This is a genomic window from Pedobacter sp. BG31 (assembly GCF_042464845.1).
GTDB classification, from domain to species: domain Bacteria; phylum Bacteroidota; class Bacteroidia; order Sphingobacteriales; family Sphingobacteriaceae; genus Pedobacter; species Pedobacter suwonensis.
The window spans coordinates 118,247-130,885 of the sequence record NZ_JBHNZK010000014.1 but is presented as its reverse complement, the minus strand read 5'-3'; the positions used below and the strand labels follow the sequence as shown (position 1 = coordinate 130,885).

General features: G+C 39.2%; 9 protein-coding genes. 2 read left to right on the top strand and 7 right to left on the bottom strand.

Annotated features, from left to right (window positions below; translation table 11 throughout):
- The first annotated feature begins 198 nt into the window (after positions 1-198).
- Positions 199-1,380, top strand: coding sequence for a class I SAM-dependent methyltransferase (locus ACFE6N_RS16635; RefSeq protein WP_378938279.1), 1,182 nt, complete (start codon positions 199-201; stop codon positions 1,378-1,380).
- Positions 1,381-1,460: 80 nt separating this feature from the next.
- On the opposite strand, the gene ACFE6N_RS16630 is transcribed toward ACFE6N_RS16635, so the two are convergent.
- Positions 1,461-2,066, bottom strand: a complete 606-nt coding sequence (locus tag ACFE6N_RS16630) for a hypothetical protein (RefSeq protein ID WP_378938277.1) — start codon at positions 2,064-2,066, stop codon at positions 1,461-1,463.
- A 372-nt stretch (positions 2,067-2,438) separates the two neighbouring features.
- The gene (locus ACFE6N_RS16625; protein ID WP_378938275.1) at positions 2,439-2,798 is read right to left on the bottom strand and encodes a DUF1304 domain-containing protein; all 360 of its coding nucleotides are present in this window, start codon (positions 2,796-2,798) and stop codon (positions 2,439-2,441) included.
- Positions 2,799-3,293: 495 nt separating this feature from the next.
- Here ACFE6N_RS16625 and dnaK point away from each other — a divergent pair, with 495 nt between their 5' ends.
- Complete coding sequence (gene dnaK / locus ACFE6N_RS16620) at positions 3,294-5,201, top strand: molecular chaperone DnaK (protein WP_090984225.1); 1,908 nt, start codon at positions 3,294-3,296, stop codon at positions 5,199-5,201.
- Positions 5,202-5,756: 555 nt separating this feature from the next.
- Here dnaK and ACFE6N_RS16615 read toward each other — a convergent pair.
- From ACFE6N_RS16615 to ACFE6N_RS16595, 5 genes are all read right to left on the bottom strand, one after another.
- Positions 5,757-6,656: an NDP-sugar synthase gene (locus ACFE6N_RS16615; protein ID WP_378938273.1), complete on the bottom strand. Its 900-nt coding sequence runs from the start codon at positions 6,654-6,656 to the stop codon at positions 5,757-5,759.
- 115 nt (positions 6,657-6,771) lie between these two features.
- Complete coding sequence (locus ACFE6N_RS16610; protein ID WP_378938271.1) at positions 6,772-8,334, bottom strand: helicase HerA-like domain-containing protein; 1,563 nt, start codon at positions 8,332-8,334, stop codon at positions 6,772-6,774.
- 95 nt (positions 8,335-8,429) lie between these two features.
- Positions 8,430-8,735: a chaperone modulator CbpM gene (locus ACFE6N_RS16605; protein ID WP_378938269.1), complete on the bottom strand. Its 306-nt coding sequence runs from the start codon at positions 8,733-8,735 to the stop codon at positions 8,430-8,432.
- 5 nt (positions 8,736-8,740) lie between these two features.
- Positions 8,741-9,637: a J domain-containing protein gene (locus tag ACFE6N_RS16600; protein ID WP_293744737.1), complete on the bottom strand. Its 897-nt coding sequence runs from the start codon at positions 9,635-9,637 to the stop codon at positions 8,741-8,743.
- 412 nt (positions 9,638-10,049) lie between these two features.
- The gene (locus ACFE6N_RS16595) at positions 10,050-12,467 is read right to left on the bottom strand and encodes a prolyl oligopeptidase family serine peptidase (protein WP_378938267.1); all 2,418 of its coding nucleotides are present in this window, start codon (positions 12,465-12,467) and stop codon (positions 10,050-10,052) included.
- Positions 12,468-12,639: the final 172 nt, after the last annotated feature.

Below are 12,639 nucleotides of genomic sequence, written 5' to 3'. Positions count from 1 at the left end.
GTTGTGGCTTGTTCCTAAATCGTATTATGTGATTCGTTTATTTAAATCAATATCATCGATTTTTATGGTTGAAGATGACAGTCCATATTACATTTTACCTCTTCCATCTTTTTAATATGGTCGCTCTATTGTTACATTATTCATTATGTGTTCAGCTCCGGATAAACTTGATTATCTTTGCATCTCAAATCCATTTAAGTGTTAGCAAATATCAACTCATTTATTGCCGCTTTAAAGGCCAGCTTAGAAGAAGGAAGTTTTGTGAAAATTTCCTTAGGGAACTATAAAGGGGAAGAGGAAGCCTTAAAACAATTGCTGATCCGTAAGGTGATCATCAAGCGTGAAGGTAAACTGGCTGTTACCTATCGTTACAAAACACGCGACGTGGTAAAAAACTATGCTATCGATGAGGCTATTGATTTAATTAAGGGTTACCTGACGACCGGATTTAAAATAGCTACCCTGTTTACCACCGAAAACGACCTGATCTTAGAAGAGCTGAACAATGGAAAAGTGGTATTACGTAAAGGTAAAGCTTCGAGTGTGGAAGTGCCGTCTGCCAGTCATGACAAAGAAAAAGCCAGGTTGATCAAACCTGCTTCAAAATCTTACTTAACTGAATTAAAGATTACCGATGCAGAAGGTAAGGTTTTTAAAAATGCACAGGATAAATTCAGGCAGATTAACCATTACATTGAAATTTTAAGCACGCTGATAAAAGAACTGCCGGAAGGGACGATTAAAAAAGTGGCGGATATGGGCTCGGGTAAAGGTTATTTAACCTTTGCACTATATGATTACCTGCATTCTGTTTTAAACTTAGAAAGCGAGGTGATAGGAGTAGAGTACCGTCAGGATATGGTTGACTTATGTAACCAGGTGGCTGTTAAATCTGCTTTCGATAAATTGAATTTTGTACAGGGAACTATTGAAGATTATCAAGCTGAGGATGTAAACCTGTTAATTGCATTACATGCCTGTGATACCGCAACTGATGATGCCATTTATAAAGGAATTAAAGCCAATGCCGAACTGATTGTGGTTGCGCCGTGTTGCCATAAACAGATTCGCAGGGAAATAGAGAAGAGCAAAGTGAAAAACGATGTTTCTTTTTTAACAAAATATGGAATTTTTTTAGAACGTCAGGCCGAAATGGTTACTGATGGCATACGTGCGCTGATTTTAGAATATTTTGGCTATAAAACGAAGGTATTCGAATTTATTTCTGATGCGCATACGCCTAAAAATGTGCTTGTGGTTGGGATGAAGGGCAAAGCGTTAAGCGCAGAGCGGAAAGCGGAAGTTTTAGGGAAAATTAAAGCGAGTAAGGAATACTTTGGAATTGGTTATCATCATTTGGAGCGATTGTTGGCATTGTAGTTTAATCGCAAGGACACGGATTTTTTATTGAATGGCTCATAAAGAATACGAGCCATCCTTGGTATACATAGCAGCTGGAATTATTTAAATCTTAAAGCGTTAAAAATAGTAGGGGTGATATATTTTTTAAGATTTTCCATTTCATCAGTTAATATAAACGTATAGGCATCAGCAATGTCTTCTTTATGTATGGCAACTACCATGCAGAATTTGTAGTCTTTGCCGAAATTTTTGGTTGGCGTAACTATAGTGAAAAATCCTGCGTCGGCATTAAAATCCTTTTTTACAGCTGGATTCGGAAACTGTTGGATCGAAGGCGGTTTATTAGATCCGCCGGCTATGTTCATTGCTATTGCCATAAGTGTAGCTGATAACATAGTATTTGGATTTATCCTAATTTCTCCTTCTTTTTTTGTTTCCAACCATTTTTTGTACTCTTTTACCCTTTCTGTTAAAGAACGTATAGCATATCTGATTTCTATGTGTTTTGAAGTATCAATAACTGCATATTCATATAGCATAGCTGAATTTTTGATAGGTTCTGTTTTTACAAAACCCTCAGGTTGATCTAGCATTAGGTTACTGTCGCTGATTATTTTTTCAAAACTTTCGGCAGGTTTGGTGTCCTGAGATTTTGCTACGTGAATGATCCCAAAGAATGCGATTGCGATAAAATATTTCTTCATTTTGATTTTTGGTTTGTGAAATGATATAGAACTGAAGAGATTTCCACAACGAGTATGTATTAAAAGTGATTAAACATGTTCCCAAAGTAAAAACAGGCTCTTTCCTGTTTTAAGCAGCTCAACTAATCTTTTCATAGTTGTATCAGACGATGTTTGTGTAAAAAACAGATAATCAAAATATTTTTTACCATATAAGACATACGAGCGCATACAGGTTTAGAGCGTCATCGCGATTTTTCAGGCAAGAGCCCTGATGATATTCCGAATGAAGCCATTCTATGGAGAGTTTGTCAACGGTAACTTATTTCTAAATCTAATTACCTATATTGGTTTTCGGTCGGTACGCCGCCGACCGATATATTGAATTCGTAATTATAGATGTAATAAGCTAAGCGCTACCAATGCCGGGATTGATTGCACATACAAAATTTTCTTGCTCGCCGTTGCGGCACCATAAATACCCGCAATAATTACGCAGCATAGAAAAAATATAGCTACGTACATTTTCCATTGATGATCATTTATGCATAACGACCAGATTAAACCTGCTGCTAAAAAGCCATTATATAAGCCCTGATTTGCAGCCAATGTTTTTGTTGGTACGAATAAGTCTTTAGGAATGGTTTTAAATACCTGTGGTGCTTTGGTTGTCCACGCAAACATTTCTAACCAAAGAATATAAATGTGGATGAAGGCGACTAAGCCAATTACGATTTGAGCTGCTATTTGCATTTTTTTGGTGATTAAAAGGATTTTAGGTGATTACACAGATTTAAATGAGTGTACCGATTGATTGTAATTTAAAGATATAAAACTTTGAGGGCTTTTATATGATCACTTACTATTTCAGCTGTGTTTTTATGACCGAAGCACAAAAAACGCTGTTCAATAAACCCGATAATAGCGAACACGTAGTGCAACGGAGTAAAGCGGTTAGCGGGGCAGGTGCTCCCGACGAGATTCGAACGCTCATTTTCAAATCACTTAAAATATCTTCTATTTAAGCTTTAGTTTTTCTGCTTTCACCTTTGGTCTTTAGTCTCCCTTAAATCCATCTTCCATCCCGCATCTTCCATCGTTTTCTGTCATGCTGTCAGTATCGAATAGGATCGTTTTTTACATTTTATCAGTCTTTTGTCTATATTATCTGCCAAAAACCAATTGGCACAAGCATTGTTTAATAGCAGTAGAAATTATAATACTTTAAAAAGAGAAAATAAAAATACAATGGGAAAAATTATTGGAATAGACTTAGGAACAACAAACTCTTGCGTGAGCGTAATGGAGGGCAATGAGCCTGTAGTTATCGCAAACAGTGAGGGTAAACGTACTACACCGTCTATTGTTGCTTTTGCAGAAAACGGTGAGCGTAAAGTTGGCGAGCCTGCTAAACGTCAGGCTATAACCAACCCAACAAAAACGATATATTCAATTAAACGCTTTATGGGTAGCAGCTACGACGAAAGTGCGAAAGAGGCTGGACGCGTACCTTATAAAGTTGTAAAAGGTGACAACAACACGCCACGTGTTGAAATCGACGACAGAAAATACACTCCACAAGAGATTTCTGCAATGATTTTGCAGAAAATGAAAAAAACTGCTGAAGATTTCTTAGGACAAGAAGTTACAGAAGCAGTAATTACAGTACCTGCTTATTTTAATGATGCACAGCGCCAGGCGACTAAAGAAGCTGGTGAGATTGCAGGTTTATCTGTAAAACGTATCATTAACGAGCCAACTGCAGCTGCTTTAGCTTATGGCTTGGATAAAGCACACAAAGACATGAAAATTGTGGTGTTTGACTGTGGTGGTGGTACTCATGACGTGTCTGTATTGGAATTGGGTGATGGCGTTTTCGAGGTAAAATCTACCGATGGTGATACTCACTTAGGTGGTGATGACTTTGACCACATCATTATCGATTGGTTAACTCAGGAATTTAAATCAGAAAACAGCATGGACCTTTCTAAAGATCCAATGGCGTTACAACGTTTAAAAGAAGCTGCTGAAAAAGCTAAAATTGAGTTATCTAGCACAACTTCTACTGAAATTAACTTACCGTATATTACTGCTGACGCCAGCGGTCCTAAACACTTGGTACGTACCTTATCCCGTGCTAAGTTTGAGCAATTGGCTGACAGCTTAATCAAACGTACTATCGACCCTTGTAAATCTGCTTTGAAAAATGCTGGTTTAAGTACAGGCGATATCGACGAAATTATCCTGGTAGGTGGTTCTACACGTATTCCTGCTATCCAGGAAGCGGTTAAAGCTTTCTTCGGTAAAGAGCCAAGTAAAGGTGTTAACCCTGATGAGGTTGTAGCAATCGGTGCTGCTATTCAAGGTGGTGTATTAACTGGTGATGTTAAAGATGTATTGTTATTAGACGTTACTCCTTTATCATTAGGTATTGAGACTATGGGTGGTGTAATGACTAAATTAATTGAGTCTAACACAACAATCCCAACTAAAAAATCGGAAACTTTCTCCACTGCAGCTGATAACCAGCCTTCAGTAGAAATCCACATTTTACAAGGTGAGCGTCCGATGGCTGCTCAAAACCGTACAATTGGCCGTTTCATTTTAGATGGTATTCCACCAGCACCTCGTGGTGTGCCTCAGGTAGAAGTATCATTTGATATTGATGCCAACGGTATCTTACACGTAAGTGCAAAAGATAAAGCTACTGGTAAAGAGCAAAAAATCCGTATCGAAGCATCTTCTGGTTTAACTGATGCTGAGATCAAAAAAATGAAAGAAGAAGCTGAAGCTAATGCTGCAGATGATGCGAAGCAAAAAGAAGAGGCTGATAAAATTAACGGCGCTGATGCTTTAATTTTCTCTACTGAGAAACAATTGAAAGAGTTTGGTGATAAATTATCTGCTGATAAAAAAGCGCCAATTGAAGCTGGTTTAGAGAAATTGAAAGCAGCGCACTCATCACGTAACTTTGCAGATATTGACGCAGCTTCGGCTGAATTACAAGCTGCCTGGAACGTGGCATCAGAAGAAATGTACAAAGCTGGAGAGCAGCCTCAGGGTGGTGAACAACCACAAGCTGAAGGACAAGCTCAAGGTGGCGATAACGTTACTGACGTTGATTTTGAAGAAGTAAAAGAAGACGATAAGAAATAGTCTTAAAGTCGGAAAGTCTGAGGTCCGTAAAGTCCGAAGATCTAAATATAGAAAGCGTTCCTGATTAACTTCAGGGACGCTTTTTTATTTTATCGTCATTGCGAGAAGGCTTTTTCAGCCGACGAAGCAATCTTTAGCGCAAGGATCAAAAAGATTGCTTCGTCGTTCCTCCTCGCAATGACGACCTTATTTTAGAGTCTAGCAATGGTTGGTGCGAAGCATCTTTTATATTATGCAACTAATTGATATTCTATCTAATATTTTCAAAAACCTAATTTAACCAAATGGCTTTAAGATTCAGTAGATATTCGGCTCAGAATCTCTCCTGGTAGAAAGGATGCTAAACAAGTTCAGCATGACGATCGCGTTTGGAGAAAGAGGCTAAAATTGATCGCAAGATGTAAGAACTAATTGAATTAAGTTTAAAAATACTGCTATTTGCTTCTTGAGGAGGACTTGTTGCTATGTTATTTTATTTAAATGCCTCAGGCTTTTAAAACCTGAGGCATTTTCTTTAGATATACACCTAAGCTTGTATAGCTTCGGAATCTGAATTTAATCCCACAGTTTTTCCGGGTATGTTCCATTCTTAACCAATTGGTTAATACTATCCTGAACATATGGTTTATCCTCTTTATAAGTTACGCCGAACCATTTGTTCGAAGTAGGTATTACTTTAAAGGTTGCGGTATTGTTTTTAACTAAAGTTTCGCCGATTAACGGGATAAAAAATTCTGCTTTAGGTTTGTCTTTATTGGCTTCTGCAAACGCTTTAAACATTTCTTCTGTAATTTTAAAAACAGCTGGTGTAAAGCCCCAAAAGTTCATTGAAACCGGTGTTTCGTATGCTAAAGGGAATTCTTCTCCATTTTCTTCATAAAAAATCTTGCCATCTTTGGGATAAACCTTAGTACGTTCTACAATTTCCTCAAGATTGCCCGCCGCATCTACCTTACACACACCTCGGGAAACTGCACCAAATTCAGATAAAGTTTTTCCGATCTGGTAACCGATGATGGAGTAGTTGCTGTCCGTTACTTCTGTAGTTAAGAAATCAACCATTTTTTTAAAGGCGTCGAAACCATAATAATCGTCAGCGTTAATTACGCAGAATGGCTCTTTAACTACTTTTCTGCCCGATAAGATTGCGTGCGCAGTACCCCATGGCTTTTCTCTATAAATTTCTTCTTCTATACCAAACTGTTTTAAATCGAAATTTTGGAAAACGTAATCTACCTCAATTCTTCCGGCAAGTTTGGGGTCAAAAATGGCTTTAAAATTATCTAAAAATTCTTCTTTAATGATGAATACAATTTTACCAAAACCGGCATTTATTGCATCGTATATTGAATAATCGATAATCGTTTCGCCATTGGGACCAAAACCATCAATCTGTTTCATGCTTCCATAGCGGCTGGCCATACCAGCTGCCAATATCAATAGGGTGGGTTTCATTTATTGTTTATTATTTTATTTATGGGTTGAAACCTTAATATGGGATAATTAATACACCATCAGTTTCAACCTGCGAAATTAGTTATTTGAGCAATTTGTTTGTGTAATAAGTTTTTTAAAATCCAAAAAGTCCGCCACCGGTTTTTGAACGTGTTTTTTTACCGGTAAGCATGCCAAATATACCACGGACAATTTCTTTACCAATCTGCCGGGTTATGGTAGCACCCATTACCTGTTCTACTAAACTCTTTTCTCCAGGTTTTGGTTTGCTTTCTTTTTGCGCTTCAGCTTCCTGTTTCTCTTTTTCTGCTGCTGCAGTTTGTTCATTAATACGTTTAGTTAAAATGTCGTATGCACTTTCAGGATCAATAGGATCTTTATATTTGGCGTACATTGGGCTGGAACGTACGAGCTGATCGAAATCGGCAGCCGTAAGTGGTCCCATCAACGCCCTTGGCGGGGTAAGCAGCGTTGCCGCTACTTCGGTCGGGATGCCTTTCTCATCTAATACGGTCACCAACGCTTGTCCCGTACCTAATGAGGTTAACATTTGGTCAATCTGGTAAAAATCCGACTTTGGATAAGTGTTAACCGTCTTTTTTAGGGCATCTACATCATTTGGGGTAAAGGCCCTCAGTGCATGCTGTACACGGTTGCCTAGCTGGCCCAAAACGCTTTCCGGAACATCGGTAGGTGCCTGCGTACAAAAGAAAACACCAATGCCTTTAGAACGGATTAACCTGATAATGGTTTCAATCTGCTCAAGAAATGCTTTAGAAGAATTTTTGAACAATAAATGGGCTTCATCAAAAAAGAATACCAGCTTTGGTTTGTCTAAATCGCCAACTTCGGGCATGGTATTGAATAATTCGGCCAATAAGCTTAATAAAAAGGTAGAATATAATACAGGCTGGTTCTGAACATCAGAAATGTTCAATAAACTGATGGCTCCTTTGCCATCAATCCGTTCGAAAAGATCTCCGGGATCAAAGGATTTTTCGCCAAACATACCACCTAAGCCCTGTTGTTCAATTGCCACTATTTTTCTCAGCATGGTACCAGCAGTAGCACTGGAGATACTGCCATAACTGCTTTTAATTTCTGCAGCGCCTGCGCCTTCTGAAAGATAGGATACCAGCTTTTTTAGATCATTTAAATCGATTATCGGTAGTTTATGATCATCAGCATATTTGAAGATAACGGCTAAAACACCTGTCTGTGTATCGTTCAAATCTAAAATCTTTGATAAAAGTGTAGGTCCAAACTCCAGTACGGTTGCGCGCATCTGCGCACCCATTTTGCCTGAAAGGGAGTAAATCTCGACAGGGAAACCTGTTGGCGAAAAAGTTTTATTGAGCTGTTGTGCCCTTTCTTCTATTTTAGGATTAACTGAACCGGATTGGTTTAAACCTGATAAATCGCCCTTAACATCCAACATAAAAACCGGTACACCAGCGTCAGACAGTTGCTCTGCCAATAACTGTAGCGTTCGCGTTTTGCCGGTTCCGGTTGCCCCGGCAATCAGACCGTGTCTATTCATCATTTTTAATGACAAATTAACTTCGGCTTCGCTATAAACCTGTCCATCTAAAATTCCGGCGCCTAAATAAATGTACGAGCCCGAAGGAGCATAAGATGATTTTATTTTTTCGATGAATTTTGAAGAAAGATCGCTCATTTTTTAAAATTAGACTGGCAATTTAGTAAACATATCTTAGAAAGGTTATGTTTTTTATTCAGCAATATAATCCAGAATACGGCCTAAATAGTTGTTTATTGTTGATGGTTAAGCTGCCTGTAATAATTTAATTCGTTCTGGAGCACTGTTATTTCCTGTTGCATATTTTGCAATTGATTGAGCAGATGCGAAACGGCATGAATCCCTTCTAAATTAATCTGAAGATCGTTTGCCAAACGGAGGTACCGCTCCAGTTTACCCAGTTCATCCAAGGGCAAAAAGACAGATTGCTTTTTTACAGTTGTCTGGATTAGTCCAAAATCTTCCAGAGAATGGATAAAGTTAATTTCTACATGATGATAAGCGCAGATATCTTCTACTGGTATTAGATAAGTTTCCATAATGGTTAGAATTTGGAAAGTTTTTCGAATAATTCTTTTTGTTCAGCATTTAAATTGGTTGGTATCTTAACCTGCCATTTAATATACAGATCGCCAAACTGGTTATCTTTTTTGTAAACCGGGAAGCCTTTGCCTTTCAACCTTAAAGTGGTATCAGGCTGTGTGCCTGCCGGTACTTTAAGTTTAACTTTGCCGTTTAAGGTTTCTACAATTTTTTCGCCACCTAAAATGGCTGTATATAGATCTATTTCTTCCTGAATGTAAATGTCATTGCCTTTCCGTTTAAATTTGGGATCATCGCTAATATTGAATTTGATATACAGATCACCCGGAGGGCCGTTATTAACACCTGGGGCACCATAACCCGGAAGTTTGATCTTTTGCCCGTTTTCTACACCCGCCGGAATGGTAATACGTACCTGTTTGCCGTTAACCGTTAGGGTTTGTTTATGTGTGGTATAGGCATCAAGCAGGTTCAATTGTAAATCGGCACTGTAATCCTGGCCTTTAAATGGCGAATTTCTGCTACTTCTGCCACCGCCGCCGCCAAACATGGAAGAAAAGAAATCAGAAAAGTCTTCACCGCCAAAACCGCCAGAATAGCTGTTGCCACCATAAGCCTGTCCTTGTGATTGGTATTGCCTCTGTTGCTGTTGCTGGGCATCCAGCTGATCGGCATGCTGCCAATCTTTACCATATTTATCGTATTTCTTTCTTTTTTCCGGATCGCTTAAAACTTCGTTAGCCTCATTAATCTGCTGAAACTTTTTATTCGCTTCCTCATTATTGGGATTGAGGTCCGGATGGTGTTTTCGGGCTAATTTTCTATAAGCTTTTTTAATATCCTCTGTTGTCGCATCTTTTTTTAGATCGAGGATTTTATAATAGTCTATGTAGTCCATAATGGCTTAACAAATTAGTAGTGGGAATGTTCAATTTTATTGTATAAATGTAAGGTTTTGCCGTGAAATGGCATAGGGCGGAGAGCAAGTGGCAAAGCGTGTAGCGCAAAGCAGAAATGGGGCATAGAGTGAATGTGCTGTCAGCTGTTACCAGCTGACAGATGGCCGCTGAATATTGGATTTCAGAATATGATCAGTGTCAGGTAGAAATATCAGACACCATATAGAAGCATGATAAACAAAAAATGCCCCATTGAATGTGCTGTCAGCTGTTACCAGCTGACAGAGAGCCGCTGAATATTGGATTTCAGAGTGTGATCAGTGTCAGATAGAAATATCTGACACCACATAGAAGCATGATAAACAAAAAATGCCCCATGTAGGGGCATTTTGATTAATAGGTAGAGAAAGATTATTTTTTGTTCTTCACATATTTTTCTAACCACTGGTCTTGCTCCCACAACATGTGCAACAAGTTTTCTTTGCCACGGTAACTATGTGCTTCGTAGGGTAAAAATACAAAACGGGTTGTGCCTCCTGCACCTTTAATGGCGTTGAACAAGCGTTCGCTATTAATGGGGAAAGTACCTGGATTATCGTCAGCATCACCATGGATTAGTAACAATGGAGTTTTGATTTGATCAGCATAGCTAAAGGGGCTCATTTCGTAATATAACTGAGGGGCCTGCCAATACGTACGTTCTTCGTTCTGAAAACCAAATGGGGTAAGCGTACGGTTGTAAGCTCCGCTGCGGGCAATACCTGCGGCAAAAAGATTGGTGTGCGCCAGTAGGTTTGCAGTCATAAATGCACCATAACTGTGGCCACCAACAGCCATACGTTTTTTATCACCTACACCTAAATCAGCCAGTTTATTAATGGCGGCTTCAGCATTTAACTGTAGTTGATCTACAAAGGTATCGTTCGGTTTTTTACCATCTTTGGCCACAATTGGCATTTCAGCATTATCCAAAACTGCATATCCGCGGGTTACCCAGAAAATAGGGGAGGCCCAGCTAATGGCGGTGAATTTATCTTTCGATCCGCGGATCTGTGCAGCATCAGCAGCAGAATTAAACTCGCGTGGGTAAGCCCAGATCAAAGTTGGCAGCGGACCATCTTTATCTTTATTGTATCCTTTTGGTAAATACAAATCGCCGGTTAAATCCACTCCGTCGGCCCGTTTATAAGAAATTTTTTGTTTGCTGATGCCTTCTAAAGAAGGATAAGGGTTAGTGAAATTAGTAACAGGCTGGTCGGCAATACGAAGCAACAGGTTTTTGATGAAATAATTAGGGACTAATTTCTGGCTTTCTTTACGGGTAATTAAAACTAGTTTATCAGGGTTAATGACATCACTTACGTATTCAAACGTTCCTTCAGCGCTGCGCCAGATAATTTCGTTCTTTTTAGTAGCTAAGTCGAATTTAGCCAGGAATGGCAAATCCCCTTTTTCGGATGAACCCACCACATTGTTCATTAACAGTTTCGTGCCATTATCAACCGTTTTGATTACCTGCCGGCCGTATTTATTTTTGATCGTAACCGGAGAACCTGGGTTACCGTATGCATCGGTTTGGTTACGGCTGTACAGTTCTTCTACCGCCCCTGTTGTAGGATTATAACGGCTTACTTTAGTGGTTTGCTTGCTGCGCAGGCCTTCCATAATAAGCGCAAGATTGGCATCGCCCCATTGTACACCACGGTAACGGGTCTGTGTTTTAAACAATTCTTTCTCGGTTCCGGTAAAAGGCGCACTTAACGCATAAACTGCATCATGATAGGGAACATTTTTTTTGATTAGACCACTATCCAGTGGCTTGCTCCAAACCAGTGTAGCCGGTTCATCATCCCTCCAGTCGAAACCGCGGGGCACGTTTTGTGTATTATCATAACCAGATGGCGTACCTTCTGATGATGGTAACTCGGCGATTATCTTAACCGTTTTACCTTTTAAATCGGTGATGGAAACGGTTGATGGAAAACCAAATGCCGAAACCAGATAAGAAAATGGTTTGCGGATGGTTTCGACCAGCATATAGTTCTTATCCGGCGACAAGCTTACCGAGCCATAAATAGCTGGTTTACCGATAGGCACTTCTACTCCAGCTGTATTTTTGACCAATTGCGAGGTGGCAAAAAATTCGAACAGCTGTTCATCAAACGGTGATTTAATCAGGTCCTGAAAAGTAGCACTTGGTGCAGCTTTTCCTAAATTTTGTTGGATGGTAGGCCCTTTAGGCATTAATGGTTTTGTAGGTGCAGCACTGGCAGGTTTAGTTACCGTACGGTAAACAACGGTTTGATCATTTAACCAGGTGATACCACTCCCTAAAATAACGTTTAAAAAAGCCTTATTGATTTTAGTCGCTTTTTTTGTAGCCAGATCAATGATGTAAAGATCTACTCCCTTTTGCGTGGTGTGTGTAAAAGCAATCTTATTTTCGGATGGATTCCAGCTAACGTTGCCAGCATACAATGGGTTTGGCAAGCCGGTTACCTGAAAATTTTGATTTGATTTTATGTTTTTGAGACTGAAATTGTTGATATAGGTTTGTCTGCTGGGCGAGTAATTATTCGGGTTTAATCTTAAACCAGCAATTCTGTATTCGGGCATGGCCAATTCTGCTACCGAAGGATAGGAATTACGCTCGCTGAATAAGATCCATTCAGCTTTGCCATCTATGCTTACGCCAGGAGTTGGTTTAGCCAGCAATAAATCTGCAATTTCTTTTGGGGGAGTTTGGTAGCTCACTGCATCTTGCGCGGCAGAATTAAGCGAAATGCAAGTGCCTGCTATCCATAAATAAAGGCTTAGTTTTTTAATCATTTCCGGTTTTTTATTCGAAATAAGGAATGATCAAATATTGTAAAATTTCACTTATTGCTGCGTAACTTCTTAGTGAGGCGTATTTCGCTATTTATCCGAATTTGACAGCGTTCTTGGAGAAGGTATTTTTTTTGATAATTAAACAGAGAATGTCTCCAAAGCAATCAATGTA

Bases quoted from the DNA above. Each gene is read 5' to 3' on its own strand.
- ACFE6N_RS16600 (WP_293744737.1), bottom strand. From the start codon at position 9,637: ATGGACTACATAGACTATTATAAAATCCTCGATCTAAAAAAAGATGCG.
- ACFE6N_RS16615 (WP_378938273.1), bottom strand. From the start codon at position 6,656: ATGAAACCCACCCTATTGATATTGGCAGCTGGTATGGCCAGCCGCTAT.
- ACFE6N_RS16630 (WP_378938277.1), bottom strand. From the start codon at position 2,066: ATGAAGAAATATTTTATCGCAATCGCATTCTTTGGGATCATTCACGTA.
- ACFE6N_RS16605 (WP_378938269.1), bottom strand. From the start codon at position 8,735: ATGGAAACTTATCTAATACCAGTAGAAGATATCTGCGCTTATCATCAT.
- dnaK (WP_090984225.1), top strand. From the start codon at position 3,294: ATGGGAAAAATTATTGGAATAGACTTAGGAACAACAAACTCTTGCGTG.
- ACFE6N_RS16625 (WP_378938275.1), bottom strand. From the start codon at position 2,798: ATGCAAATAGCAGCTCAAATCGTAATTGGCTTAGTCGCCTTCATCCAC.
- ACFE6N_RS16610 (WP_378938271.1), bottom strand. From the start codon at position 8,334: ATGAGCGATCTTTCTTCAAAATTCATCGAAAAAATAAAATCATCTTAT.
- ACFE6N_RS16595 (WP_378938267.1), bottom strand. From the start codon at position 12,467: ATGATTAAAAAACTAAGCCTTTATTTATGGATAGCAGGCACTTGCATT.